The 25,574-nt window shown below is 72.7% G+C and carries 22 protein-coding genes; 7 read left to right on the top strand and 15 right to left on the bottom strand.

Going from position 1 to position 25,574, the window contains the following annotated elements:
- Nucleotides 1-141: 141 nt before the first annotated feature.
- Complete coding sequence (locus tag KUM38_RS34140) at nucleotides 142-615, bottom strand: MarR family winged helix-turn-helix transcriptional regulator (protein ID WP_217135301.1); 474 nt, start codon at nucleotides 613-615, stop codon at nucleotides 142-144.
- 102 nt (nucleotides 616-717) lie between these two features.
- Between KUM38_RS34140 and KUM38_RS34135 the strand changes: the two genes are divergently transcribed.
- Entirely contained in the window at nucleotides 718-2,520 is a 1,803-nt protein-coding gene (locus KUM38_RS34135; protein ID WP_217135300.1) for an ABC transporter ATP-binding protein, read from the top strand.
- Between the two features lie 43 nt (nucleotides 2,521-2,563).
- A complete protein-coding gene (gene mltG / locus KUM38_RS34130) occupies nucleotides 2,564-3,421 on the top strand; it encodes an endolytic transglycosylase MltG (RefSeq protein WP_217135297.1) in 858 nt (285 codons plus the stop codon).
- 18 nt (nucleotides 3,422-3,439) lie between these two features.
- Here mltG and KUM38_RS34125 read toward each other — a convergent pair whose 3' ends face one another.
- A complete protein-coding gene (locus KUM38_RS34125) occupies nucleotides 3,440-4,510 on the bottom strand; it encodes an NAD(P)-binding domain-containing protein (RefSeq protein WP_217135645.1) in 1,071 nt (356 codons plus the stop codon).
- Nucleotides 4,511-4,602: 92 nt separating this feature from the next.
- Here KUM38_RS34125 and KUM38_RS34120 point away from each other — a divergent pair, with 92 nt between their 5' ends.
- On the top strand, nucleotides 4,603-5,025 hold the full coding sequence (locus KUM38_RS34120) for a secondary thiamine-phosphate synthase enzyme YjbQ (RefSeq protein ID WP_217135295.1): 423 nt from the start codon (nucleotides 4,603-4,605) through the stop codon (nucleotides 5,023-5,025).
- Between the two features lie 1,353 nt (nucleotides 5,026-6,378).
- Here KUM38_RS34120 and KUM38_RS34115 read toward each other — a convergent pair.
- From KUM38_RS34115 to KUM38_RS34090, 6 genes are all read right to left on the bottom strand, one after another.
- The gene (locus KUM38_RS34115; protein WP_217135293.1) at nucleotides 6,379-7,347 is read right to left on the bottom strand and encodes an RICIN domain-containing protein; all 969 of its coding nucleotides are present in this window, start codon (nucleotides 7,345-7,347) and stop codon (nucleotides 6,379-6,381) included.
- 860 nt (nucleotides 7,348-8,207) lie between these two features.
- Nucleotides 8,208-11,117, bottom strand: a complete 2,910-nt coding sequence (locus KUM38_RS34110; protein WP_217135643.1) for an AAA family ATPase — start codon at nucleotides 11,115-11,117, stop codon at nucleotides 8,208-8,210.
- 198 nt (nucleotides 11,118-11,315) lie between these two features.
- Nucleotides 11,316-12,320 (bottom strand): (-)-alpha-amorphene synthase, encoded by a 1,005-nt coding sequence (locus tag KUM38_RS34105; RefSeq protein ID WP_217135291.1) that lies wholly within the window; start codon nucleotides 12,318-12,320, stop codon nucleotides 11,316-11,318.
- Nucleotides 12,295-13,707 (bottom strand): cytochrome P450, encoded by a 1,413-nt coding sequence (locus KUM38_RS34100; protein WP_217135289.1) that lies wholly within the window; start codon nucleotides 13,705-13,707, stop codon nucleotides 12,295-12,297. The genes KUM38_RS34105 and KUM38_RS34100 overlap by 26 nt, the downstream gene beginning before the upstream one ends.
- A gap of 166 nt (nucleotides 13,708-13,873) precedes the next feature.
- The gene (locus KUM38_RS43425; RefSeq protein ID WP_217135287.1) at nucleotides 13,874-14,080 is read right to left on the bottom strand and encodes a hypothetical protein; all 207 of its coding nucleotides are present in this window, start codon (nucleotides 14,078-14,080) and stop codon (nucleotides 13,874-13,876) included.
- A gap of 221 nt (nucleotides 14,081-14,301) precedes the next feature.
- A complete protein-coding gene (locus tag KUM38_RS34090; protein WP_217135286.1) occupies nucleotides 14,302-15,138 on the bottom strand; it encodes a universal stress protein in 837 nt (278 codons plus the stop codon).
- 285 nt (nucleotides 15,139-15,423) lie between these two features.
- Here KUM38_RS34090 and KUM38_RS34085 point away from each other — a divergent pair, with 285 nt between their 5' ends.
- Both KUM38_RS34085 and KUM38_RS34080 read left to right on the top strand, forming a co-directional pair.
- Entirely contained in the window at nucleotides 15,424-15,894 is a 471-nt protein-coding gene (locus KUM38_RS34085) for a cation:proton antiporter regulatory subunit (RefSeq protein ID WP_217135285.1), read from the top strand.
- Nucleotides 15,895-15,898: 4 nt separating this feature from the next.
- Nucleotides 15,899-17,146, top strand: coding sequence for a cation:proton antiporter (locus tag KUM38_RS34080; RefSeq protein WP_217135284.1), 1,248 nt, complete (start codon nucleotides 15,899-15,901; stop codon nucleotides 17,144-17,146).
- A 30-nt stretch (nucleotides 17,147-17,176) separates the two neighbouring features.
- On the opposite strand, the gene KUM38_RS34075 is transcribed toward KUM38_RS34080, so the two are convergent.
- A complete protein-coding gene (locus tag KUM38_RS34075; RefSeq protein ID WP_217135283.1) occupies nucleotides 17,177-18,262 on the bottom strand; it encodes a MerR family transcriptional regulator in 1,086 nt (361 codons plus the stop codon).
- Between the two features lie 174 nt (nucleotides 18,263-18,436).
- On the opposite strand from KUM38_RS34075, the gene KUM38_RS34070 reads away from it, so the two are divergent.
- A complete protein-coding gene (locus KUM38_RS34070) occupies nucleotides 18,437-18,748 on the top strand; it encodes a hypothetical protein (RefSeq protein ID WP_217135282.1) in 312 nt (103 codons plus the stop codon).
- On the opposite strand, the gene KUM38_RS34065 is transcribed toward KUM38_RS34070, so the two are convergent.
- Both KUM38_RS34065 and KUM38_RS34060 read right to left on the bottom strand, forming a co-directional pair.
- On the bottom strand, nucleotides 18,714-19,202 hold the full coding sequence (locus KUM38_RS34065) for a hypothetical protein (RefSeq protein ID WP_217135281.1): 489 nt from the start codon (nucleotides 19,200-19,202) through the stop codon (nucleotides 18,714-18,716). The genes KUM38_RS34070 and KUM38_RS34065 overlap by 35 nt on opposite strands.
- A 106-nt stretch (nucleotides 19,203-19,308) precedes the next feature.
- Entirely contained in the window at nucleotides 19,309-19,701 is a 393-nt protein-coding gene (locus KUM38_RS34060; protein WP_217135280.1) for a DUF5997 family protein, read from the bottom strand.
- A gap of 58 nt (nucleotides 19,702-19,759) precedes the next feature.
- Between KUM38_RS34060 and KUM38_RS34055 the strand changes: the two genes are divergently transcribed.
- Entirely contained in the window at nucleotides 19,760-20,533 is a 774-nt protein-coding gene (locus KUM38_RS34055; RefSeq protein ID WP_217135279.1) for a LysR family transcriptional regulator substrate-binding protein, read from the top strand.
- 5 nt (nucleotides 20,534-20,538) lie between these two features.
- Here the strand turns inward: KUM38_RS34055 and KUM38_RS34050 are convergent, their stop codons facing one another.
- From KUM38_RS34050 to KUM38_RS34035, 4 genes are all read right to left on the bottom strand, one after another.
- Nucleotides 20,539-21,288, bottom strand: coding sequence for a DUF4142 domain-containing protein (locus KUM38_RS34050; protein ID WP_217135277.1), 750 nt, complete (start codon nucleotides 21,286-21,288; stop codon nucleotides 20,539-20,541).
- 92 nt (nucleotides 21,289-21,380) lie between these two features.
- Nucleotides 21,381-24,200 (bottom strand): beta-L-arabinofuranosidase domain-containing protein, encoded by a 2,820-nt coding sequence (locus KUM38_RS34045; RefSeq protein ID WP_217135276.1) that lies wholly within the window; start codon nucleotides 24,198-24,200, stop codon nucleotides 21,381-21,383.
- Nucleotides 24,201-24,336: 136 nt separating this feature from the next.
- Nucleotides 24,337-25,032 carry an HAD family phosphatase gene (locus KUM38_RS34040; protein WP_217135641.1) on the bottom strand — a complete coding sequence of 232 codons (696 nt, stop codon included), beginning with the start codon at nucleotides 25,030-25,032 and terminating at the stop codon, nucleotides 24,337-24,339.
- Between the two features lie 20 nt (nucleotides 25,033-25,052).
- Entirely contained in the window at nucleotides 25,053-25,529 is a 477-nt protein-coding gene (locus KUM38_RS34035; protein WP_073934751.1) for an Lrp/AsnC family transcriptional regulator, read from the bottom strand.
- Between the last annotated feature and the right edge of the window lie 45 nt (nucleotides 25,530-25,574).

Raw genomic sequence — 25,574 nt, 5'->3', positions numbered from 1 at the left:
CGGGCACGGCTGCGCGCCGTCCGGGGACGGCGGCAGCAAACCGTGACAGGTTGACCCCGCTACGTGCTGGGAGGCAAACGGTTTTCCACACGACCGCACGGAACCGGCGGCCCGGGCGGCCGGCACCGCCGTACCGTCACGTCACACGGGTCGTCCGGACGCATCGCCGCACCGCGCGGGGACCGTCCCGTCGATCAGGGTGTCCAGCAACTCGCCCAGCGCCTCGCGCTGCGCCTCCCCCAGCGGGGCCAGGATCTCCTCCGCGGCGGACCGGCGCGCGGCGCGCAGCTCCCGCAGGGCCGCGCGCCCGTCGTCGGTGAGCTCGATCCGGATCACCCGCCGATTGGCCGGATCCGGCACCCGCCGCACCTTGCCGTTCGCCTCCAGCCCGTCGACCAGTGTGGTGACGGCGCGGGGGACCACCTCCAGCCGCTCGGCCAGATCGGCCATGCGGGGCGGTGAACCGTAGTGCGCGAGGGTGCGCAGCAGCCGTGACTGGGCAGGGGTGATGCCGAGCTCGCGCCGCTCCAGATGGCGCTTCTGGATGCGGTGCACCCGGCGGGTGAGCCGGAGCAGTTGCTCGGCCAGCAGGCCGTCGGGGTCGGGGGCGGTCATGCGGGAACAGTATCAGGATGCCGTTCACTGTGAGCATAGGTAACAATGAACGGGTTCCGCTCGCCCCGGGGCACCTCCCGGGCGTCCGACCTTAAGGAGACCATGCACCCCGACCACGAACCCGACTGGACCCCGCCTGCCGGCACCGAGGAGAAACCCCGGCAGGTGCGGCGCATCCTGAAGCTCTTCCGTCCCTACCGGGGCCGCCTCGCGATCGTCGGCCTGCTCGTCGGCGCCGCCTCACTGGTCTCGGTGGCCACCCCGTTCCTGCTGAAGGCGATCCTCGACGTCGCCATCCCCGAGGGCCGCACCGGACTGCTCAGCCTGCTCGCGCTCGGCATGATCCTCAGCGCCGTCCTCACCAGCGTCTTCGGCGTGCTGCAGACCCTGATCTCGACCACCGTCGGCCAGCGCGTGATGCACGACCTGCGCACCGCCGTCTACGGCCGGCTCCAGCGCATGTCGCTCGCCTTCTTCACCCGCACCCGCACCGGCGAGGTCCAGTCCCGCATCGCCAACGACATCGGCGGCATGCAGGCCACCGTGACCTCCACGGCGACCTCCCTGGTCTCCAACCTCACCAGCGTGGTCGCCACCGTCGTCGCGATGCTGGCACTCGACTGGCGGCTGACCGTCGTGACGCTGGTCCTGCTCCCGGTGTTCGTCTGGATCAGCCGCCGCGTCGGCGACGAACGCAAGAGGATCACCACCCGGCGCCAGAAGCAGATGGCGGCGATGGCCGCCACGGTCACCGAGTCGCTCTCGGTCAGCGGCATCCTGCTCGGCCGCACCATGGGCCGCTCCGACTCGCTGACCGGCGCCTTCTCGGACGAGTCCGAGCGTCTGGTCGACCTGGAGGTCCGGTCGAACATGGCCGGCCGCTGGCGCATGGCCGTCATCACGATCGTCATGTCGGCCATGCCGGCGATCATCTACTGGACGGCCGGCATCGCCCTGCAGACGGGCGGCCCCGAGGTCTCCATCGGCACCGTCGTCGCCTTCGTCTCGCTCCAGCAGGGCCTGTTCCGCCCGGCGGTGAGCCTGCTGTCCACCGGTGTCCAGATCCAGGCGTCGCTCGCGCTCTTCCAGCGCATCTTCGAGTACCTCGACCTCCCGGTCGACATCACCGAGCGCGCGGACCCGGTCCACCTCGACCGGATCAAGGGCGAGGTCCGCTTCGAGGGCGTCACCTTCGGCTACGACGACAAGAGCGGCCCCGTCCTCGACGGCATCGACATCACCGTCCCCCCGGGCGGCAGCCTCGCCGTGGTCGGCCCTACCGGCGCCGGCAAGTCCACCCTCGGTCACCTCGTGCCGCGGCTGTACGACGTGACGGGCGGCCGGGTCACCCTCGACGGCGTCGACGTCCGCGACCTCGACTTCGACACGCTGGCCCGCGCGGTGGGCGTCGTCTCCCAGGAGACGTACCTCTTCCACGCCTCGGTCGCGGACAACCTGCGCTTCGCCAAGCCGGACGCCACCGACGAGGAGCTGCACGCGGCGGCCCGGGCCGCGCAGATCCACGACCACATCGCCGCCCTGCCCGACGGGTACGACACGGTGGTCGGCGAGCGCGGCCACCGCTTCTCCGGTGGTGAGAAGCAGCGCCTGGCGATCGCCCGGACCATCCTGCGCGATCCGCCGGTCCTGGTGCTCGACGAGGCCACCAGTGCCCTGGACACCCGTACCGAGGCCGCCGTCCAGGAGGCCATCGACGCGCTGTCGGCCGACCGCACCACGGTCACCATCGCCCACCGGCTGTCCACCGTCCGGAACGCCGACCAGATCGTGGTCCTCGACTCCGGCCGCGCGGTCGAACGCGGTACGCACGAAGAGCTGCTGGAGCGCGGCGGGCGCTATGCGGCCCTCGTGCACCGGGACGCCCGACTGGAGCCGACAAAATGAAGATATGCCGGGTTTGTCCCGATGTGCGGGTTACCGTGCCCGCATGCAGACGAACACTCCGTCACGGAGCACGATCCGACTGACGCGCCGGGGCCGTCTCGCCCTCGCGGCGCTCGGGGCCGTCGTGGCCGGCACCGCCGTGGCGGTGCCGCTGCTGATCATGAACGGCGGCGACGACTCCCGTCCCACGACCCTGGTGGTCCCGGAGGGCTGGCGCGCGAGCCAGGTGTACGCCGCCGTCGACGAGGTCCTCGACCTGCCCGCCGGCACCACGAAGAAGTCCCTCGCCAAGGCGGACCTGAAGCTGCCCGACGAGGCCGGGGGCAACCCGGAGGGCTACCTCTTCCCGGCGACCTATCCGCTCCGGGAGAAGACGACCCCGCAGAAGCTGCTGTCCCGCATGGTCGACACCGCCGACAAGAAGTTCAACGGAGCCCCGATCGCCGCCGGTGCGCAGCGCAACGCGATGAACGTCTACCAGGCGGTCACCGTCGCGAGCATCGTCCAGGCCGAGGCGCCCACCAAGGCCGACATGGGCAAGGTGGCCCGGGTGATCTTCAACCGGCTGGAGCGCGGCATGCCGCTCCAGATGGACTCCACCGTCGACTACGCCCTGAACCGCGGGGCGCCGCGCACGACGGCCGCCGACACCGAGATCGACAGCCCCTACAACTCCTACCGGCGCATGGGACTCCCCCCGACCCCGATCGACAACCCCGGCGAGGACGCGGTGCGCGCCGCGATCAACCCGGCGCCGGGCGACTGGCTCTACTTCGTCACCGTCAGGCCGGGCGACACCCGCTTCACGGCCGACTACGCGGAACACCAGCGCAACGTCGCCGAGTCCGACGCCGAGCGGAAGAAGGCGAGCGGGAAGGCGAGCGCACCGTCCAAGAAGTGAGCGGCCGACCTCCGGCCGTCACGCCGCGGCCGGCTCCTCCCGTGCCAGCAGCCGCCTGATGTCCCGTACCGCCGCGCGTCCGGCCCGGTTGGCGCCGATGGTGCTCGCCGAGGGGCCGTAGCCGACCAGATGGATCCGCGGGTCGGCGACCGCCCGCGTCCCCTCGACCCGGATCCCGCCCCCCGGCTCCCGCAGCCGCAACGGGGCGAGATGCCCGACGGCCGGTCGGAAGCCGGTCGCCCACAGGATGACGTCGGCCGCCACCCGCCGCCCGTCCGCCCACTCCACACCGTCGGGCGTGATCCGCTCGAACATGGGCCGCCGGTCGAGCACACCGTCCGCCAGACCCCGGCGGATCGCGTCGTTGAGCGGCAGCCCCGTCACCGAGACGACACTGCGCGGCGGCAGCCCCTGCCGCACCCGCTCCTCGACGAGTGCCACGGCCGCCCGGCCCGCCTCCTCGTCGAAGGGGCCCTCACGGAAGACCGGGGGCCGCCGGGTCACCCACGTCGTGGCCGCCGCGTACGGCGCGATCTCCAGCAGGTGCTGGGTCCCCGACGCGCCGCCGCCCACCACGACCACCCGCTGCCCGGCGAACGCCTCCGGCCCCGGGTACCGCGCCGTGTGCAACTGCCGACCCCGGAAGGTCTCCCGGCCCGGATAGCGCGGCCAGAACGGCCGGTCCCAGGTGCCGGTGGCGTTGATCAGCGCCCGCGCCGACCAGTCGCCGTCCGAGGTCTCCACCAGCAGCCGTCCGCCGGACCCCTCCCGCACCGCCCGCACGTCCACCGGACGCCGTACCCGCAGGTCGAAGGTCCGCTCATAGCGTTCGAAGTACTCGCTGATCACCTCGGAGGAGGCCCGCGCCGGATCGGCGTCGTCAAGCTCCATGCCGGGCAGCGCGTGCATCCCGTGCACCTTGCCGTACGTCAGCGACGGCCACCGGAACTGCCAGGCGCCGCCGGGACCGGGGGAGTGGTCCAGCACCACGAAGCCGCGGTCCGGCTCGAAACCGGCCCGCCTCAGGTGATGGGCGCTCGACAGCCCGGCCTGCCCGGCGCCTATGACGACCACCTCGACCTCGCGCATGTTGTTCACGTTTCTACCAACCGTACGGAGGTCGTGGATCTTCCCGTCGGCGCTCCCCCGGGAAGCCGAGTGCATGGGTCAGGATGGAGCACATGTCCGATGCCTTCACCACCCGAGTCCTGAACATCGCCACCGGCTCCGACGAGAGGGTCGCCGACATCACCGGCGACTGCGAAGCCTTCCTGCGGGAGACGGCGGTCGGCCGGGACGGCCTGCTGAACATCTTCGTGCCGCACGCCACGGCCGGGATCGCCGTCATCGAGACCGGCGCCGGCAGCGACGACGACCTCCTGTCCGCCCTGCACACCCTGCTGCCCGCCGACGACCGCTGGCAGCACCGCCACGGCAGCCCCGGCCACGGCCGCGACCACGTCCTGCCCGCCTTCGTCCCACCGCACGCGACGCTCCCGGTGGTGGACGGACGGCTGGAACTGGGCACCTGGCAGTCGGTGTGCCTGGTCGACACCAACAAGGACAACGCCAACCGGCAGGTTCGCCTGAGTTTCCTCGGCTGACCAAGATCGTTCCCGGGGGTCGTGCCGTCGATTCTCCGTACCCTGTGTGCGCGAACGGAGAGAAACCTGCACGGCACTGCCCCCATGCGATCGAACGTCCCTGTGACGGATGCGGTGAATGCCCGCTCGGCGTGCGGCGACTGTCGCACGTGAAGCCGGCCACGTCATCCTCTGAGCGTCGGCGGGAGAACGTGCTCACCGCCGCCGCGTCCGTGGGTGCGCACATCATCGGCTGGGCCGACGCCTGGAAGGTCTCGGGTTCCACCGGCCCCGTGACCCGCCCGGGACCGGGCCCCCGGCTCCGCGACGAGAGGGGTCCTTACGACGGTCTCGTCGCAGCCGCCGTGGACCGGCTGGGCCGTGACGTCGTCGACCGGCCGAACACCGGATACAAGATGCGGGACGAGAAGAAGGTGCTCGTCACGTCACGGACACGACGGCCCGTGGGAACCGGACGACCCGGCCGACGAGAACCGTTTCACCGTGGAGGCCCGGGGCGCGCAGACGGAACTCCGCGCGACCCGGCGCCGGAACCGCGACGCTACGATCGAGATCCGGGCAGCAGGCCGGCCGAAGGGCAAGCCGCCCTGCGGCTTCCAGCACGTGCGGAAGGCCATGGAGACAAGGTCGATCACGTCGAGTCGCACCCGCACGCCTCCGAGGTGATACGAGATGTCGCCCGTCGCATCCTGGCCGATCCCGAGAGCGTCACCACCACCAGCAGTGAAGCGGCCCGTCTCGACCGAGCGGGCGAGGCACCGCCTGCGGACCACCTGGCCGCGATGTACGGCAAGCCGGCCGGGCCGGCCGTGGGCCCCGCAGAGCCTGGGGAACATCCTCGTCCGAGGCGACGCCCGGTTACCTGATGCACCAGAACAAGACCGCGCTCGGTAAGGACGGGAAACCCGTAAGGCTGTGTGAGGGGCTGTTCGACCGGGTGACCCACGAGGCGTTGGAGAAGGCGATCCTCAACCGGAGGGCGCCTTGGGCGCGTAACTCGAACCGTGAGTACCTTCTTACGGAGATCGCCGTGTGCGGGCGGTGCCACACCCGGCTGTACACCCGGACTTCGAGGAACGCGCCTCCGCGTCACGCCTGCACCGCCCGGGACCAGGGATGGCTACAGGCCCGGAACCGCCGTCCTGCAACGCCCTGGCTCGCCTGCCGTACGGGGGATCCGTCCCGGTCGCGCTGCCACAGGGCCATGTCCATCGCGTCCCGGGCACGGAGCACGCGGCGGCTGGCCTCTTTCACGGTGCGGCTCACGGGAGCATCCCACCGCACAGGTCCCGGTACCCAGGTGACCGGTGGGCCCACCGGTCACCTGGGCCGCCGGCCCTTCGTGCGCAGTGGTCAGGTACTGCTCCACCGTTGGTTGTCACGACCGTTGCATTCCCAGAGCACCACCTGAGTGCCGGACGCCCCTCCGAAGAGGTCCAGGCATTTACCGCTCGACGCGGACCGTAACGATTTTCCCGACAGGCTGAACCGCTGAGCTGCCGACTGGTCACACGGTGTGAGGACCACAGGTGTGCGGTCCGCGGTGCCGGTGACGGTCGCGCAGAGGTCACCCTGCTGGAGCGCCGTGTCGGACCCGATGCTCCACGACTGGGAGGTCGCGCCGGTGCAGGCTGCGACCACGAGTTCGGACCCTGAGCCGGCGCCTGTCAGGCAGTTGCCGGAGGCTTCGACCGTGAGCGCCCTCCCGGGGCCGGGAGTCGAGTCGCCTCCCCGGTCGGTTCCGTCCTTGTGCGGCGCCTTGCTCACGGTGGGCTTCGCGTCGTCCTCTGCCGCCTTGTCCGTGCCCGGTCGCGTTTCCTGGCCGGAGGGCGTGGGAGAGCCGGCGGAAGGGGGGCGGGACGACGCGGTCGCGCTCGCTGAAGCGCCCGGAGACCGTTGCGTATCGGGGCTTTCAGGTTCGGTCGCATCGGACTGGTACAGCTCGCCCGCGGCGTTGGACTGTCGATCGGCCTCCCCCCGGGGCCCGCTGATCGTGACGGCCGCTCCGGCGATTATCACCGCGACGGCCGCGGAGGCGATGGCAATCCACTTCGCGGGTGGGCGGCGTGGGCCGGGTCGGGGGCTGTCGTCCGGTGCCGTCGGGACGGTGGTGGCTTCGTCGCGGCCGGCGGTACGGACGGTCGGCTCCGGTTGTGAAATTTCCTTGTCATCCCCGGTGTCGACTCGGTGGGCCGCAGCCGCACGGGCAAGAGCGGCACGGGCTGCTGCCAGCTTTGCCGCATCGTTGATACCGGAATGCCCGTCCGGTGGTGAACTCACGTGTCGGCCTTGGCCTGTGTTCCGTTTGGGCAGCTCAGGCATTCTGTTGTGCTCCTTGTGCAGGGGTTGGGAGTGACCGGAAGTCACATTCCGGCAGAGGGCGAGCGGCGCGGTTGCCGTGGGGAGAGCCCCAGGGTCGTTCCGGGGCGGCGTTGGTTCTTGTGTGCACCGCGAGCGCGTAACAGATTATTTCCTGATTATCGGCTGTCCATTTCAGCCCACTGACGATGGAGCCCTGCCAGTGTCCGATGGAGGCAACGGCGGCGTTGTACGGTGAACCGGCCTGCCAAGGCCCGCCGTTCGTCCCGGGAAGGTGAGTTCGGAGGGCCCTGCGGCACCGTCCCTGTGCCGTTGTGCATTTTCCCTCCGTGACGTGGGGTTCGGGACCGCGGGGAAACCGAGAGTCACGGCGGAAAGACAACGGGCGTTCACAGCCGAGTTCCGTGAGAGGGCCGCACGGATCGTGGCGGAGACCGGGAGACCGACCCCCTGAGACCCCGCAGGCCCCGGGCATCGACGAGACGCCGACGAACGGGGCTCGCCGGCCCGTCCTGTGACCGGTGCGGAGCCGGGTGTCCCGCGTGGTCTGCCTGATGTTTCCCGGCACGCCACCGTCACCGAGCCGCCAGACGCCGGACACGATCCGTTACCTGGTCGCGGGCGGGATCCCCTGACGGGCGATGCCTGATGACTTCCCTGACGGGGGCCGGGGCCATGCCTTCTTCCGTCGGTGGCGTGCGCACGGGCCGGGCGCGGAGTTCCACGACCGGCTGCGTGGCCGGGCAGGGAGCGTGAGGGCCTGGAGGCGGAACCTTCGGCGGGGATCACCGATCCGGGCCGTTGGTACGGGCGCCTTGGTGATGACCCTGGTACGGTCCGCGATCACCCTGTGACGCGACGCCTCACGGCCGCGGCCGGGGAAACGACTCCAGTGCGGCCGCCAGGCCCGAGGCGTCCGTGCCGATCTTGCGGTAGACCGAGGAGAGCAGATGGCGTACGCCCTGCTCCGTGAGGCGCAGCTTCCCGGCGATCACCGCCGTGGACGCCCCCCGGACCGTCAGCTCGGCGGCCTCCCGTTCGGGCGCGGTGAGCGTGTCCGTCTGGGTGTAACGCAGGGGCAGCGACCGCAGTCCGGCCGCGGCGAGTTCGTTCCTGGCCCGTACCGCCAGCGCCTCCGCGCCGCAGTGCACGGCGCCCTCCAGTCCGCGGTAGAGGCGGTCGGCGGCCTCCTGCAACTGTCCGGTGCGGGACAGCGCCGCCCCGTGGCCGACCAGGGCGCGGGCCAGTTCGTAGGCCGCGGGGGACTGTTCCAGATGGCCGACGGCCTCCGCGTGCAGATCGAGCGAGGCCGGGCCGCCGGTCACCTCGGCCAGGGTGTGCAGCGCCTGCCCGATCGCCGAGGCCGCCCCGAAGTCCCGGGCCCGCTTGACCGCGTCCTGAGCGTGCCGGACCGCCCGGTCGGGCGCGCTGCGGGCGAGCGCGGACGCCAGCCCCGACTGCCAGGCGCACCAGGCGGGATTGCGCCACTCCCGCCCGTCCAGCCAGTCCCCGACGGCACGGAGCAGCGCGGCGGCCTCGTCCGCGCGGCCCTCCGCCAGCAGCAGCTCGGCGTACACCGTGCGCGGGTCGGGGTAGATGACGGCGTTCGGGGCCGGCCCGCCGTAGCGGTGGTGGTCGGCGATCCGGCGTGCCGCCGCCGTACGCCCGCGGGCCAGGAGGGTCTGGATGAGGATGCCGACGGCGAACCACTGGGCGGGCACCGCCCCCTCCACCCGGTCGGCGATGCGCAGCCCTTCCCGGACGAGGTTCTCGGCCTCGGCCAGGGACCCCCGGCGATAGCGGATGTACCCGGCGAGGGTCTGGCCCAGGGCGAGGTGGGAACCGCGCCAGCCCTTCGCCTCGCACTCCGCCATGCCCTTGCTGAACAGTTCCTCGGCCCGCCGCGGCCGGTCGGCGTACAGGAACACCATCGCCACCGCCACCGGCACCTCGAAGCCCCGGTTCTCGTCGGTCCAGCTCAGCCCGCCCCGCAGGGCCCGCTCGGCGTACTCGAGGGCCGTCTGCCGCGGCTCGCCGCACACCACCGCCTCCCAGGCCCGCAGGCCCAGGATGTACCGCTCCTCCAGGCCACGGCCGGCCACCCTAGCGGCCAGTCTGGCGAGCTTGCGCGAACGGGCGGCGGGGTCCGGCTCGTCGGTGCGGTACGAGCTCCACACGAAGTGGTCGGCCAGCATCCGCAACCTGATCCGGGGATGCCGGGTGCGCCGCGCCTCGTCGGCGGCGACGGCCGCGGCCTCGGCCACCTCGTCGATGTGTGCCAGCGCCTGCGTGAGCCGGTACACGATGGACGCCCGCAGCTCCGGTTCGAGGCCGGGTTCCGCCAGCGCCTCACGGAGGTGCGCGACCGTGGCCGTGGGCTTGATGAGGAAGGTGGAGGAGGCGAGTTCGTGCAGCAGCTCGGCGCGCTGCTCCGGCAGCGGCGGCTCCTGGAGCGCCCGCGTCAGCAGCCGCCGGGCCGCTTCCGGGGCGCCGGCGCGCATGTACTCGCGGGCGGCCTCGCGCAGACACGCCACCGCCTCCACGCGGCCGTCGCAGGGAACCTCCAGCAGATGCCGGGCGGCCGCCGCCGGCCCGGACCCGGCGGCGCGGACGGCCTCGGCGGCCCTGTTGTGCAGTCCGACCCGCAGCGCCGGGGGGATGGAACGGTAGACGGTGGTGGCGATCAGCGGGTGGACGAAGGCGAGTCCGTCCCCGGTCCCGTCGTCCTCGGCCAGGATCCGGGCGGCGCGCAGCCGCTCCGTCGCCTCGGCGGCCGCCTCGCTGCCGACCACGGCGATGGTGGCGGCGAGTTCCTGCGACACGGACTCGCCGAGCACGGCCGCGGCGTAGGCGAAACGGACGGCGGACGTTCCGAGGGCGTGCAGGCGTTCGATCAGGCCGCGGCCCTTGAGCGCCGCGGCCAGGTCCCGCATCGCGCGCAGCTCGTGCCGGGTGCCCCGCAGATTGCGTTCGCCCAGACGGATGGCGAGTTCGACGGCCTCGAACGGGCTTCCCCCGGTGACCTGCCGGCATTCCTCGCAGAACTCGTCCTCGGCCTCGTCCCCCACCTCGTCCCTGACGATCCGTGCCACCCCCTCGGCGGTGAGCGGCTCCAGCGCGTAGGGGCGGGTGCCGAGCCTGCCCGGCAGGGCGCGCAGCGGCTCCGCCTCGCGCGGCAGGTCGTCGGGCCGGTGGGCGAGGACGATCAGCAGCGGCAGGTCCGCCACCCGGGGCGCGAAGGAGGTGAGCCAGTCGAGGGACTCGACGTCCGCCCAGTGCAGATCGTCGAGCAGCAGCACCAGGGGTGCCTTCCGCACGGCGAGTCGGGTGACGACCCAGTCCAGGCCCTCGCGGACCCCGGACGGGTCGGGCACGTGGGGGCCGGGCACCGCCTCCAGGCCGAGGGCGGCGGCGACGACGTCGTACCAGCTGCCCAGGAACGCGCGGAGCTCGCCGCCGTCCATCGCGGCCAGCGCGGGCTGGAGGAGCCGGCGTACCACACGGAACGCCAGCTCCTGCTCGTTCCGGCCGCCGCAGCCCGACAGCACGGTGACCCCCTGGGCCAGCGCGCGGGAGCGGGCCTGTGCCAGCAGCGCCGTCTTGCCCATCCCGCCCGGGCCGGTGAAGACGAGGAGCCCACCGCGCGGCACCTGCGGCACCCCGTCCCGGGTGTCCCGCAGGGCCGTCAGCGCCTCGTCCAGTGCCCGGAGTTCCCGTCGGCGCTCCAGCAACGGCCGGGACTCGGTGACATGCTGCCGCCGCTCGATCACCATGTGCCGTACCGCTTCCTGTCGTTCGGCCAACGGGTGGTGGACGAGCGTATGCCTGCCGCGGCGCACCGTGTCCGCATTCCGGTACGACCACGACAGGACGGGTGAACCGGAGGCGGTGACGGCTTGGGGCGTCCCTCCCGTGGGTACGATCACTCGAATGGACCCGCGCCCGGGCGCGGGTCCGTGTCGGCGCCCGGATCAGGCCGCCGCCGTGTCGGCGTAGCGCGGCACGGTACGGGACCAGTGGCAGCACCCGCGGATCCAGCCGGCCATGCCCTCCACATAGCCGACGGCCGAGGGACTCAGCCGCGGCCTGATCTCCTCGAAGAGGCCGACGAACTCGTCGATCGTCCGGTTGATCTGCCGGATCGCCAGCAGGACGGCGACCGGCAGGGAGCAGCGGCGGGCCCGCTGGTGGGCGAGGGCCAGATTGATCATCCCGCCGGCCTGCCGTTCCTTCGCCGCGGAGTACAGATCGGGGATCCACACCGCCGCGTCGGCCGACAGCCGGGTCAGCCGGCGCATCACCGGGTGCTGCAGCTCCGCGTCGGACAGTTCGCACGGCTGTGCCGCCTCGCACAGCGGGTAAAAGGGCTCGACCCCCGCGGTCAGCGACCGGATCGACGTGCACAGCCCGGTCGGCAGCGGGGCGGTGTCGGCCTGTGCCACCGCCTCGTACAGCAGGCCGTGCACGTACTCACGGCTCTTGACGGCCCATCGCGCGGCCTGGGCGGGCGTGCACCGCTCGCGGACCTGCCGGTGCAGATCGGCCAGGGCCGCGCCGAGCGGCGTCGACGGCGACGCGTCGTCCCGCAGTACGGCGATGCTCTCGTCCAGCATGGGCAGCAGCCGGCCGGGCCCCTGCCGGCCCACCTCCTCCGCCCGGTCGTCGAAGACGAATTGATAGGCGATCTGATTGGCGACGATCTGCAGCAGACCGGAATCCATCTCCGGGCCGTTGTAGGAGGCGAGCTGGGCCGGACGGGTACGGGCGATCATTTCCGGAATCCAGCTTTCGTCCGCCAGTCCCGTTTCCCGCAGCCACTTCTCGACGCCCGTCGCGGCCCGGTGTTCGTGCGGATTGCTCAGGAACGGGAACGGCATGTGCAGATGAGTGTCGATCAGATCCCTGAGACCGGCGCCGTGAATTCCGTGCGGCGCGCCGGCCGTGATGTCCTCATGTGTGGTCGACAAGGTTGTCACCAGCCCCTCGGGATTTCCGGTCGAGCCCGCCACCGCGCGGTTCGCAGATCATGACCAGCGACCTGGGGCCCAGGGTCACCGCCGGGCGCACCGGGGCGACGGGCCCCGGCGGATGGAGCAGCCTCCAGCGCCGGGCGATGGTCGCCAGTGCCACCGTGCTCTGCGCCATGGCGAAGGCGTCCCCGAGGCATTTCCGGCTGCCCGCGGAGAACGGGAGCATCGCGCCGTACGGCCCGCCGGCCTCCTCGCCGGACAGCCACCGCTCCGGCCGGAACCGCTCGGGGTCGGGGAACGACGAGGGCGCGTGGTGCAGCAGGTACGGGCTGTACAGGACGGTGGCCCCGCGCGGCAGACGGCGTCCGCCGAACTCGACCTCCCTGGTGGTGGACCGGGTGAAGAGCCAGCCGGGCGGGGAGTGGCGCAGGGTTTCGTTGATCACGGCCCGGGTGTAGGGGAGGCGCGGCAGATCGTCGGAGGTGGGGAGGGCGCGCCCGGCCAGCACGGAGTCGACCTCGGCGTGCAGCGCGCGCTCGGCCTCCGGGTGCTGTGCGAGCAGGCTGAACGTGGAGGCCAGGCCCAGGGAGGGGCTCTCCGACCCGGTGAGCAGCAGGGAGACGAGCTGATCGTGCACCTCACGGGGGGTCACCCCGTCCTTCCCGGCGTCGGCCGCCGCCAGCAGCGCCCCCAGCAGGTCGTCACGCTCCTCGCCCGCGCGGCGCTCGGCGACGGCCGCGTCCATGAGCGCGTGCAGACGGGCGACCGCGTCCCGGTACCGGCGGTTGGCGGGCAGGGGCACCCGGAACAGGACGTCCACCGGTACGACCGTACGCGCGAACAGTCCGTGGACGATCCCGGCCAGGCAGTCCCGCACCTCGGCGGTCCTCGCCGCGTCCAGCGAGTCGGAGAAGAGGACCCGGCTGATCGTCCCCGTGGTCAGGGTCATCATGGCCGCGCCGACATCGACCTGCTGCCCCGCTCGCCAGGAGCGGCACACCGACTCGGCCTCCTCGCCCATGGACTCCGCCCGGTCGGCGACGCGGGCCGGGCGGAAGTCGGGCTGCAGCAGCCTGCGCTGCCTGCGGTGGTCGCCGTGCGGGCAGGTGACGACCCCGTCCCCCATGAGGGCCCGGAGCCGCTCGTAGAGGGGGCCGCCCTTGTCGAAGGTGCGGGTGTCCCTGAGCATCTCGTGGACCAGCCGCGGGTGACAGGCCACCCAGGCACGCACGGGCCCCAGGCGTATCTCCACCAGATCGCCGTACGCGGACAAGGAATTCAGGAACTCCAACGGGCGCCGGAACAAGGCGATACCGTGTCCGACGGACGGGAATATGCCCGGCGCGATTCCCGACCGCCACGCCGGTGCCGGTTCATGGACGCAATTGCTCATCGAATACCACCTGTCTCGAGCGACACAAACGGAATTCAGCGAGTCCACATATGCGAGTCCACATCCATGTGGCACTCGAACCTTGTCCTGCCCATACCGGACCGGCACCCGACGTGCAGCATGCCGTCGCCAAGGGGCGCACGGGTGCACGGGGGAGCACAGGAATTCAGGCGTTCGTCTCCACGAAACGGGCGAGCCGGGCCAGTGCCGAGCGTGCGCTTGCCTCGTCGCCGGCGGCGGGCACCGCGTCGGGGACGCCCTCGTGGACGATCAGCACATCCGTGCCGCCGCCGGCTTCGGTGAGCGTGGTGGTGATCGCCGTCGTGCCGCGCAGCCCGGGGTCCCTGGTCTCGCACTCGAGGACCTCCACCACCGGTTCGCCGGGTACGAACCGCGCGAAGCGGCCGTGGCACGTGTCGGTGCGCGGGGACGACCTGCCGACCGCGCCGGGCGGGGCACAGGTCAGGGAACCCCGGAACCCGCCGCCCGGTGGACGGCCGAACGGGGCGCGTTCACCCGCCCGAAGGCGCGGGTCGCGTATCCGGCCCCATCGTGCCGCGGCGAGGAAGCCCCCACGAGGAACGGGGACACCCCTCACTCCGTGCCGCGGACGACGGTGACGGGACAGTCGGCGTGGTACAGCAGCGCCTGGCTGACCGAACCGAGCAGCATCCCGGTGAAGCCGCCGTGGCCACGGGCCCCGGACACCACGAGCTGTGCCTCCCGGCTCGCGTCGAGCAGCGCGTGCCGCACCCGCGCCCGCTCCAGCCTCAGCTCCACGGCGACACCGGGACGCCCGTCCCGGTGTCGCGCCACCGCCTCCTCCAGCAGCCGCTGGTGCCGCTGACGGAGCCGGTCGAGATCCACCACCACGTTCAGTGGATCGGCGGGGCCCTCGTACGGCGTCGGCTCGCTCCAGGTGTTCCACACATGCATCGCGACCAGTGGCGCCCCGCGCAGCGCGGCCTCGGCGAAGGCGAACTCCGCCGCCGCGTCCCCGGCCGGTGAGCCGTCCACGGCGAGGAGCACGGGCCCCTCGGGATCCGGACGGCCGCGGACCACCATCAGCGGACCGTGCCCGTGCGCGGCCAGCTGCACGACCGTCGAACCCAGCAGCAGATCCCCGAACCCACCGTGGCCGCGCCCGCCGACCACCGTCAGCACCGCGTGCCGCGACTCGCTCCGCAACACCGTCAGCGTCTCGCCGGACGCCACCGTCCGGGCGATCTCCAGCCCGGGCGCGCGGTCGTGGGCACGCTGCTCGGCCCGCGCCAGCACACCGTGGATCATCGGGTCCAGATCGGTCGGGCGGCTGAAGGCGTGCACGATCCGCAGACACGCGCCGCGCAGCAGCGCCTCACGGGCCGCGACGTCGACCGCGGCGAGACTGGACGGCGAGCCGTCCACTCCTACGATCACCGTGTCGTTCACCACTCGCTCCCGTCCCCGGTCGTGGCGTCACCTCCGGGTACCCGCGGGAGAGGGCCCGTACCCGGCCTTCCGACCTGCGGCGATACGGACTCCCCGGGCATTTTCGGCCCTCGGCGCGCCCCCTGTCCATCGGTGACGGCACCCATGTTCCGGCCACATGGCGGGATGGCACCATTGCCTTCGCGGGGATGGATCACCGTGCCGTTCGACGGCCCGGCCGGCACCACACCTCGGACGACATCGACAAGAGAACCGGGAAGGGGACGGGCTGTGCCTGCTCCACGGATGAGCGCCACGCCGCTGCCGGGCATCGGCGTGAAATACGACCTCACCACGCGTGAGCACGAGCACCTGTCCGTGATCGCGCACCGGGACGGTGCCCGCACGGTCAACGTCTACCGCTCCGACGACCCGGACGCCTGCGCCCGCTCGCTGCGGCTGACCGTCGCCGAGTCGGCCGCGCTGATCGACGCGCTCATGCCCGCCCACCACAGCCCCAACCTGCTGCACACCACCGACCTGGGGCTGGTCGCCGAGCGCATCGAACTGTCCGCCGTCTCCCACTGGAACGGCCGGCTCCTGGGCGACACCCGGATGCGCACCGACACCGGCGCCTCGATCGTGGCCGTGCTGCGGCGGGCCGAGGCGATCCCGTCCCCCGCGCCGGACTTCCGGCTGGCCGGCGGTGACACGCTGATCCTGATCGGCACCCGCGAGGGCATCGACGCCGCCGCCGAGATACTCGGTCGGGAGTGAGCGCGTGCACTCTTCCGCGGTCTTCCTGATCGAGTTCGGCGCGATCATCCTCGGGCTCGGCCTGCTGGGACGTCTCGCCGGACGCCTCCGGTTCTCCCCGATCCCCCTCTATCTGCTGGCCGGCCTCGCCTTCGGCGAGGGCGGGCTGCTGCCGCTCGGCGCGAGCGAGGAGTTCGTCGCGATCGGCGCCGAGATCGGCGTCATCCTGCTGCTGCTCATGCTCGGCCTGGAGTACACGGCCAGCGACCTCGTCTCCAACCTCAAGACCCAGTACCCGGCCGGCCTCGTCGACATGGCGTTGAACGCCCTGCCCGGCGCCGCCCTGGCCCTGCTGCTCGGCTGGGGCCCGGTCGCCGCGGTGGTGCTGGCCGGCGTCACCTGGATCTCCTCCTCCGGCGTCATCGCGAAGGTCCTCGGCGACCTCGGCCGGCTCGGCAACCGCGAGACCCCGGTCATCCTCAGCATCCTGGTGCTCGAGGACCTGGCCATGGCGGTCTACCTGCCGATCATCACCGCCCTGCTGGCCGGCGTCAGCCTCGCCGCGGGCAGCGTCACGCTGGCCATCGCGCTGGGCGTCGCCGGGCTCGTGCTGTTCGTCGCCGTCCGCTACGGGCGGGTGATCTCCCGCTTCGTCTCCAGCGACGACCCGGAGAAGCTGCTGCTGGTCGTGCTGGGCCTCACCCTGCTCGTCGCGGGACTCGCCCAGCAGCTGCAGGTCTCGGCGGCCGTGGGCGCGTTCCTCGTCGGCATCGCGCTGTCCGGGGAGGTGGCCGAGGGCGCGCACAACCTGCTGGCGCCGCTGCGGGACCTGTTCGCCGCCGTGTTCTTCGTCTTCTTCGGACTGCACACCGACCCCCAGTCCATCCCGCCGGTGATCCTGCCCGCCCTCGCGCTCGCCGTCGTCACCGCGCTGACGAAGATCGCCACCGGCTACTGGGCCGCCCGCCGGGCCGGGATATCCCCCAAGGGCCGCTGGCGCGCCGGCGGCACCCTGGTCGCCCGCGGCGAGTTCTCCATCGTCATCGCCGGTCTCGCGGTCACCGCGGGCATCGAACCGGACCTCGGCCCGCTGGCCACGGCGTACGTCCTGATCCTGGTCGTCCTGGGCCCGCTCACGGCCCGCTACACCGAGCCCGTCGCGCTGCGCCTGACCGCCCGGCGCGCCGCGTCCGCCGACACCGTGCCCGTACAGGCCACGGCGCCGGCCGCGGAGACGCTGGAACCGGTGGACGAGAGCCGGCCCGAACGCTGAACCGGCCGGCGCCCCCGCCGGCGGAAGAGGTCAGTTCTCCAGCCGTACCGGCATCAGGAGCGAGAACGTGTGCGCGTCGTCCGGCCGGCGGATCGCGAGGGGCGCCGTGGGGGCGCCGAACTCGAGGATCAGCCGGTCGCCGGCTCCCGCGGCGAGCGCGTCCAGCAGGAACGCGCGGTTCACGGCGACGAGGTCCCGGCCGTCGGCGCCGTCCCCGGCCAGGGTGACCGAGCCGTCCTCCGCCACCTCCAGCACGCTGAGGTCGCAGGACGCCCCGCCCTCCTCGCGCGCCTCGCCCGCGCGGACGGGACCGGTGCGCACCGCCTCCCGGAAGGCCGGCACGTCCACCACGGCGCGCCGCCCCGCCGGGAGGCGGACGAGACGCCGGTAGTCCGGGAAGTCGTGGCCGAGGCACTGGCCGGCCGTCTGCCGGTCCCCGGTCTCCAGGGTCACGCGGTCACCGTCCACGGTGAGCCGGACCCGTTCCTCGCCGTCCAGCAGCGCCCGCATCGCGTCGGCGAGCGGAAGGGGCACGGTGACCTGGACGCGGGACCCGTCGTGTCCGTCGGCGGCGGCGCGCGCCACGGCCATCCGGTACCGGTCGGTGGCCACCAGGCGCAGTGCGTCGCCCTCGACGTCGAAGAGGATCCCGCCGAGCACCGGCAGCTCCGGGTCGGTGCCGGCCGCGAACCGGACCGCGTCCAGCGCGGCGGCCAGCCCGGGGCCGGAGAGGGACAGCCGTACGGCGGTGTCGGTGCGGAGCGAGGTCATGGGGTTCTCCCTGTGGTCGAGCAGGACTCGGAGCGCGGAGAACTCGGCGCGGGCATCGGACAGCCCTTGCTCCAGCCGGCGCAGGTGCGCCTGGAGCAGCTGTCGTACGAGATCGGCGTCGGCGCCCGTCCAGCCCGCCAGCACCAGCCGGATGTCCGCCAGCGGCATGCCGGCCCGGCGCAGCCGGGCCAGCAGCCGGGCCTCGTCCAGCTGCCCGGGGGCGTACCAGCGGTAGCCGCTGACCGGGTCCACCCGGTCGGGGACCAGGACACCGGCACGGTCGTAGAACCGCAGGGCGCTCACGCCCAGCCCGCTCTCCCGGGCCATCTCACCAATGCTGCGCATCTCGCTCTCCACACCCGCGACCCTGATCCCTCGACAAGGTCGAGGGTCAACCCCGGCCCGCCCCTGCCCGGCGACGGCTGTCCGGCGAGGGCCGTACGGGTGACGGCTTCACCCGGCCCGGCGGACCTGTGGCCACCGGCGTACCACCGGCGCACGGGGGCGCGTTGGACCGGCATGGACAGCACTGAGACGGCGCGGCGCCTTCTCGGGCACGACGCCGCGGGCCGGTTGTACGCCGAACTCACCAGCGGGTACGGCGGTCACACGCCGATCTACACGGCCCTCGTCGCGGAGTGGCGGGCCAGGGGGCACACGGTCCCGGGGCACCGCGACGGCCTGTGGGCCTCCTTCGCCGCCGCCACGGTCAGCGAGCGCGCGACGCTGCTGCCCGTGCCCTTTCCCGTCCCCGTCCCCCTGCTGCGGCCGCCCGCCGAGGACACCCGGGAGGAACTCACCAGCCCTCCGGACCCGCCGGCTCCGCGCTGACCGGCGCCAGCACGGCGAGCGTGCCGGTCGCCCCGCGCAGCGCCCGCTCGAGCGGGCCGGGGGCGTGCAGGGTGCCGGTGCCGTCCGGCGGGACCAGCCACTCCAGGCGCCCGGCCGGCCGGTACGGCGGCGGTACGGCGACCCAGGACCCCCGGCCCACGTGCCGCACCCCGAAGCCGACCCACTCGCTGACCGGGTCGGGCGGCAGGAAGAACCCCACTCTGCGGGCCGTGACGTCCACCAGCGTGGGTCCGGGCACCTTCAGGGGGTCGCGCCACAGGATGTCCAGGGCGAGCAGCCCGAGGCGGTCGGGCACGCTCAGCACGTCCCAGTACCGGCCCGCCGCGAGCAGCGCCGTGCCCTTGCCGTGGTCCCACTCGCGCTTGCACTCCTGCGGGTCCGTGGCCGCCGCGGCCAGCCACTCGACGGCTTGCTTCCACATGGCGCTGTGCATGTCCCACCCCGGGCACGGTCGGCTGCGCCGCTGCGGGCGCGTGAGGTACGGACATGCTGGTAGATATTTCTATCCACCGGAAGGGTGGCGCGGGCTGGCGTTTCGGTCAGTCGTCGCCTTCCGCGCGCTCCGCGTTCCGCTTCTTGATCCGGGCGGTCTCCTTGCGGACCTCGGCCTGGGTGGCGCGCTCCCGCTCCAGCCACTCGGGACGCTCCTCCTTCAGCGCCTCGATCTGCTCGGTGGTGAGGGCCTCGGTGACCCCGCCGCGCGCGAGACCGGCGATGGACACGCCCAGCTTCGCCGCGACCACCGGGCGGGGGTGGGGGCCGTCGCGCCGCAGGTCCCGCAGCCACTGCGGCGGGTCCGCCTGGAGCGCGTTCAGTTCGGCGCGTGAGACGACACCGTCCCGGAAGTCGGCGGGGGTGGCGTCGAGGTACACACCCAGCTTCTTCGCCGCGGTCGCGGGTTTCATCGTCTGGGTGCTCTGGTGCTGCGTCATGGCGTCCAGGGTATCGAGCGTGTGCGCGGCCGCCGACCACGGCCGGTAACCTGGCCAGGTGACAGGCTCGGAAGTGTCCCCCTCGTTCCGGCTCGTGTACGTACCCGGGGTGATGCCCGACAAATGGGTGCGCATCTGGAACGAGCGGCTGCCCGACGTCCCGCTGACCCTCACGCAGGTCCCCGCCGAATCGGCGCAGGGGCTGCTGCTGGGAGGTGACGCCGACGCGGGCCTCGTCCGGCTGCCCGTCGACCGTACGGTCCTCAGCGCGATCCCCCTCTACACCGAGCAGACGGTCGTCGTGGTGCCCAAGGACCACCTCGTCACGGCGGTCGACACGGTGTCCCCGGAGGACCTGGCCGACGAGATCGTGCTGCACCCCCTGGACGACGTCCTCACCTGGGAGGGCCTGCCCGGACGGCCCGCGCTGGAACGCCCCGCGACCACCGCCGACGCGATCGAGCTCGTCGCGGCCGGGATCGGCGTGCTCGTCGTACCGCTGTCGCTCGCCCGGCTGCACCACCGCAAGGACCTCACCCACCGGCCGCTCGAGCGGGCCCCCGAGTCGAGCGTGGCGCTGTCCTGGCCCGAGGCGGCGACGACGGACCGGGTCGAGGACCTCATCGGGATCGTCCGCGGCCGGACCGTCAACAGCACCCGCGGCCGCAGGCAGCAGCCCGCGCAGGAGAAGAAGCCCGCGCAGGAGAAGAAGCCCGAACGCACCGCCCGGCGGCAGCAGCCGGCCGGCGGATCGGCCGGCCGCGGCCGCCGGGGAGGCACCGGCGGCGCGACGAGGAACCCGCGGCGGGGCAGGCCCCGCCGCGGGTCGTGACCCGGCTACCTGACCGTCGGGGACGGCGACGGCGCCGGGGACGCCGTGTTGAGGTCCTCCAGCCCCTTGGGGATCTCCAGCGCGAGGACCGGCGCACCCGCCTGCGGAGCCGGCGGGGTCACCTGCTCCTGCGGCATCTTCGGCGGGCTGGTCTGCTGGAAGTTGACCTGCTCGTGATTGACCAGTCCCGTCTTCTCCAGCACCGTGATGTGGTCGAGCACCGTGTCGTTGGCCTGGTCGGCCAGCTGCCGCACCAGGGTGTTCCTGGTGTTGGCCCGGATGTTGGCGATGGCGGGGAAGATCTGCCCGTGCGTCACGCGCATGATGTTCACCGCCGTGGAGTCGAACTCCTTGCCGCTGGTGGACTTCACGGTCTCCACGAACCCCTGCTGCTGCGGTGACGCCTGGTTCGGCAGCGTGATGCCGAGCTCCAGGGAGATCTTGCGGCAGCTCTCGTCGAGCCGGCCGTGACCGACGACCAGGTGTTCGCCCGCCTCCTTCATCTCCGCCGTGGTGCCCCGCTCCATCGCCAGCAGCCCCAGCGGGTGCTCCCACAGCCCCGCCGCGCGCACCTTCACCACGAAGTCGCGGTCCGCCTCGGTCAGCGGGCCGTAGTTCGTGTTGGCCACCACCCGGTCCGGCTTGGTCGACGTGTTCTGTACGCCCAGCATGGTGGGATAGGCGAGCGCGGTGAGGGTGAGGATCATGGCTCCGCCCACGAACGCGGTTCCTGCCGTGCTGCGCGAGATGCGCATCGTGCCTCCTGGGATGTGAACGGCCCAACAGCAGGAAGTACGGACGCCGGGCGCGAGGCAATCACCGTCCGGGAAAGAATTTTCGGCCGGTGTCAGCGGGCGTAGGCGGCCTGCTGCGCCGTACTCACCACCTTGTCGCCGTCGGCGCGGCTCAGCAGACCCTCGGACACCCAGGACGCCACGGTGGACCGCACCCGTGTCACCAGCGCTCCCTTGCCGCGGAAGGGCGCCCCGGCCCAGATCTCGTCGAGCAGGGTCGTGCCGTCGTCCCGGGCGGGGTTGGCGACCCCGGAGTCCGACGTGCCGAAGATCACACGCGGTTCCCGGCGCCGGACGTAGGCGTGGGTCGGGTCCTCGGTCCCCTCCGCGAAGGGCGCCAGCTCGACGCCGTCCAGCGTGTAGTGCAGGGGCCTGTCCGGGACCGGGGTGAGGGAGGGCAGCAGGTCACCGGAGAGGCCGGCGTTGCGGTACAGCCCCAGGTGCACGGCGTCCGGCCCCGGCCGGCGGGCGACCAGGTTGACCGGGCCGTAGAACAGGGCCTGCAGCGCGGGGTCGTCGGGGGTCCGCTCCACCCGCAGCCGGAAGGGCACGGAGAGCCGTACGGTGTCGCCGTCGCGCCAGCTCCGCGCGACCCCGAAGTAGCGGCCGGGGACCGGAGTGCCCGGCACGGCACGCCCGTTGACGGTCACCCGGAAGCCCGCGGTCGCCCAGGACGGCACCCGCAGCAGCAGGGTGAAGGAGGCCCGGCCGCCGATGGTGAGCGTGCTGCCCTGTTCCTCCGGGTAGCGGGTGGTCTGCGTGACCGTGACGCCCTTCTCGGCCCAGGTCAGCCGGGAGGCGCTGTAGAGGTTGACGTACAGGGCGCTTCCGTCGGCCTTCGCGAAGTACACCGAGTCCTGGTACTTCGTGGCGCTCTCCATGCCGGTGCCCTCGCAGCAGGTCGTCCCCTGCTTGGGCGTGTAGTCGCGTACGTGACCGGGCGTCAGGCCGATGAAGTAGGTGACGAGCGGCTTCTCCGCGTCCGGCCGGTCCTGCTTGGAGCCGAGCACCTGGTTGAACAGGGCCCGCTCGTAGTAGTCCATGTACGCCGGATCCTGCTCGTGGAAGAACAGCGTCCGGCTCAGCTTGAGCATGTTGTACGCGCAGCAGGACTCGGCGGTGGTGTCGGTGACCGTGCCCGCGATCACGTCGCGGGCCTTCCAGAACTCGCCGCTGCTGGTGCCGCCGATCGCGTACATGCGGTGGGGCACGACCATGCCCCAGAAGTTCTTCGCGGCCGTGAGGTAGCGCTGCTCGCCCGTCTCGTCGTACAGCCGCACCAGGCCGGTGAAGATCGGGATGTGCTGGTTGGCGTGCAGCCCGTCGAGGACGTCGGTGCCGGCGGCGCAGGCGTCGATGAGGCGGTCCAGGTCGAACAGCCGGGCGAGGGCGAGGTGTTCGGCCCGTCCGGTGATCGCGTGCAGGTCGCAGACCGCCTCGACGACGCCGCCGAACTCCCCGCTGGAGAACAGCCCCCACATCCGCTGCAGGGTGGCCGCCGGCAGCACGGACAGCCGCGCGTGCATCCAGTCGCACATGCCGGACGCCAGGTCGAGCGCCCGGTCGTCGTCCGTGGCGAGATACGCGTCCAGCAGCCCTCTGAGGATCTTGTGTGCGGTGTAGTACGGCGCCCACACCCGGGTGTAGTCGCTGCGGGTCATCGACTCCAGCTCGATGAACTGCGTCTCCGGGTACGCGGCGAGGAAGCCCGGATGGCTGGGCGCGCCCCAGGTGCGGCGCAGGGTGGCGTCGAGCCCTCGGCCGGAGGCGTCCGCGAAGCCGGCCCCGGCGGTCTCGTCGAAGGCGTACGACGCCAGGTCGCCCCGGCCGGCCGGGGTGTCGGCGGCCCGGTGGCTCCCCAGTCCGGCGACCTCGGCGGCGGTCAGCGCCCGCGCGTAGACGTTGACGTCCTCGAACGCGCCCGCGAAGACCGGGTCGGCGGGGAAGTGGGAGCGCCCCAGCCAGTGGTCCGTGAGGGTGCCGAGCGCGGCCGGGGTCAGCGTGATGTCCGTGTTCCGGGCCACGGCGGTGCCGTCGACGTAGAGGGTGCCGATGCCGTCGGCGAGGGTCACGGCCAGGTGGCTCCACTCGCCGACCGGCAGCGGCGCGGTGCCGTCGAGGCCCTGCTCGCCGCCCGGCCCCGAGGTGGTCACGGCGAACCGCGGCACCCCGTTCGCGTTGCGGGCGGCCAGGTACAGGTAGCGGGTGGTGTCGTCGCCGAAGTCGAAGATCCTGGCCCAGGCGGCGTCGTGCGCGGGGCGCACCCATGCGGACAGGGTGAGTGCCGGGGCGCCGGTGAGAACGGCCGCCGGAAGGTCCACGTACCGGTACGAGCCGCGCACGTTCTCCGCCGCGCGGCCGAACCGTCCCTCGACGCTCAGCACGGCCGGATCGTGCCGCAGCGCCTCCCGTACCTCGGTCAGGGCTTCGACCACGGTGGCGATCCGGTCCGCGAAGACCTGCTCGCCGGTGCCGCGGTACGCCTGCGCCAGCATGGTCAGGAAATGGCCGGTGTAGTGGCCGCGCAGATTGCCGTTGGCCTCCCCGTCCAGCCCCTCCCAGCCGCCGGGCGCGACGGCGCCCCGGGTGGACAGGCCGGCGTTGGCGCGGAAGACCTGGAGCAGCCGGTGCACGTCGTAGCCACGGGCGTGGTCGAGCATCAGCCGCCGTTTGCCGGCGAAGACGCCAGGGCCGAGCGTCACGTCCTCCAGCCCGAAGGGCCGTACGGTCCACGCCGCCGGTACGCCGGGAGCGGCGGCGGGCGCGCCGGGTGCGGCGACGGCGCGCCCGGTGGCCGCCGCGGGGACCGCGGTCGCCGTCGCCGTCAGGGCGGCGGCCTGGAAGAGGGTTCGTCTGGAGAGGGGCGGTGCCATGGATGCTCCTCTGTTCGATATCGCGAACGCTGTACGAACAATCGACCAGACGATAGGGAGGAGGCGGAAAGGCGTCAACGGTTCGGGAGCGATCGGTTCCGGACGTCCGCCGGGACGCGCGGACGGCGGGAGCCGGTCAGGGCCGCCGGGCGGAGTCCGCCAGCCAGGCGTACGCGGCCCGCGCCGTGAACTCCTCCTGCCCGCCGCGCAGCAGCAGACCGGCGGTGGCGAACTCGGGGGCGTCGGCCTGGGCGGCGACGTAGGGGACCGCGATGCAGCGCATCCCGGCCGCGTGCGCGGCGACGGCGCCCGGGGCCGCGTCCTCGACCACCACGCAGTCGGCCGGGTCCGCGCCGAGCCTGCGGGCCGCCTCCAGGAAGATGTCGGGGGCCGGCTTGCCGTGCGCGACCTCGTCGGCCGGGACGACCGTGCGCAGGTGCGCGTCCAGGCCCGTGCCGGCCAGGATCGCCCCGATGGCGACGGGCGAGGAACCCGAGGCCACGGCCATCGGCACGCCCTCGGCCGCCAGCAGCCCGACGAACGCGCGCATCTGCGGGTACACCCGCGTGGCGGCGCGGGCCAGCTCCAGATAGTGGCGGTCCTTGACCGCGAGCAGTTCCTCCACCGGGGCCGACAGGCCGTACCGTTCCCGCCAGTCGGCGAGCGTCTCCCGGGTGCTGATCCCCACGTAGCGTTCGTGCTCGGCCCAGGAGAAGTCCGGGACCCCGTACTCGGCGAGGGTCCGCCGGCCCGCCTCGTAGTAGTTCGGCTCGCTGTCCACGAGCGTTCCGTCGAGATCGAAGATGACCGAGAGGGCGCCGAGCGTGTTCATGGGGTCCAGGATGGCAGGGCTCACTTCCGCGCCGTACGGCCGATCGACTCCACCAGCGGCAGCAGCCGGTGCGGGACGCGCTCGCGCAGCGCCACCTCGGTGCGGGTGCGGACCACGCCGGGCAGGCTGATCAGCTTCTGGACCACGTCCTCCAGATGCGCGTTGTCGCGCGCCACCACCCGGGCCAGCAGATCGCCGCCGCCCGTGGTGGAGAACGCCTCGACGATCTCCGGGACGGCGGCCAGCGCGTCGCCCACCTCGTCCAGGTGCCCCTGGGTGACCTCGATGTGCACGAACGCGAGGACGGGGTGGCCCAGCGCGGCGGGGGAGAGGGCGGGGCCGGTGCCGGTGATCACGCCCTCGCGCTCCATGCGGTCCAGGCGGGCCTGGAGGGTGCCGCGGGCGACGCCGAGGATCCGGGCGTACTCCCGCACGCTGGTGCGCGGCTGCTCCAGCAGCAGCCGCAGGATGCGGGTGTCGAGCTCGTCCACGGCCATGAGATCCGACGTGTCCTCGCATCGGCCATTGGCACTTCAGTGGCC

Source organism: Streptomyces sp. AC558_RSS880, from assembly GCF_019049255.1.
Classification (GTDB): domain Bacteria; phylum Actinomycetota; class Actinomycetes; order Streptomycetales; family Streptomycetaceae; genus Streptomyces.
Note: the sequence above shows the minus strand (reverse complement) of the source record. Positions and strands in the feature narration are given on the sequence as shown.

Coding starts and splice junctions, on each gene's coding strand:
- KUM38_RS34085 (WP_217135285.1), top strand. CDS start 15,424: ATGAGCGCCACGCCGCTGCCGGGCATCGGCGTGAAATACGACCTCACC.
- mltG (WP_217135297.1), top strand. CDS start 2,564: ATGCAGACGAACACTCCGTCACGGAGCACGATCCGACTGACGCGCCGG.
- KUM38_RS34045 (WP_217135276.1), bottom strand. CDS start 24,200: ATGGCACCGCCCCTCTCCAGACGAACCCTCTTCCAGGCCGCCGCCCTG.
- KUM38_RS34115 (WP_217135293.1), bottom strand. CDS start 7,347: ATGCCTGAGCTGCCCAAACGGAACACAGGCCAAGGCCGACACGTGAGT.
- KUM38_RS34065 (WP_217135281.1), bottom strand. CDS start 19,202: ATGCACAGCGCCATGTGGAAGCAAGCCGTCGAGTGGCTGGCCGCGGCG.
- KUM38_RS34040 (WP_217135641.1), bottom strand. CDS start 25,032: ATGAACACGCTCGGCGCCCTCTCGGTCATCTTCGATCTCGACGGAACG.
- KUM38_RS34075 (WP_217135283.1), bottom strand. CDS start 18,262: ATGCGCAGCATTGGTGAGATGGCCCGGGAGAGCGGGCTGGGCGTGAGC.
- KUM38_RS34120 (WP_217135295.1), top strand. CDS start 4,603: ATGTCCGATGCCTTCACCACCCGAGTCCTGAACATCGCCACCGGCTCC.
- KUM38_RS34050 (WP_217135277.1), bottom strand. CDS start 21,288: ATGCGCATCTCGCGCAGCACGGCAGGAACCGCGTTCGTGGGCGGAGCC.
- KUM38_RS34110 (WP_217135643.1), bottom strand. CDS start 11,117: ATGGTGATCGAGCGGCGGCAGCATGTCACCGAGTCCCGGCCGTTGCTG.
- KUM38_RS34035 (WP_073934751.1), bottom strand. CDS start 25,529: ATGGCCGTGGACGAGCTCGACACCCGCATCCTGCGGCTGCTGCTGGAG.
- KUM38_RS34140 (WP_217135301.1), bottom strand. CDS start 615: ATGACCGCCCCCGACCCCGACGGCCTGCTGGCCGAGCAACTGCTCCGG.
- KUM38_RS34070 (WP_217135282.1), top strand. CDS start 18,437: ATGGACAGCACTGAGACGGCGCGGCGCCTTCTCGGGCACGACGCCGCG.
- KUM38_RS34135 (WP_217135300.1), top strand. CDS start 718: ATGCACCCCGACCACGAACCCGACTGGACCCCGCCTGCCGGCACCGAG.
- KUM38_RS34100 (WP_217135289.1), bottom strand. CDS start 13,707: ATGAGCAATTGCGTCCATGAACCGGCACCGGCGTGGCGGTCGGGAATC.
- KUM38_RS34125 (WP_217135645.1), bottom strand. CDS start 4,510: ATGCGCGAGGTCGAGGTGGTCGTCATAGGCGCCGGGCAGGCCGGGCTG.
- KUM38_RS34060 (WP_217135280.1), bottom strand. CDS start 19,701: ATGACGCAGCACCAGAGCACCCAGACGATGAAACCCGCGACCGCGGCG.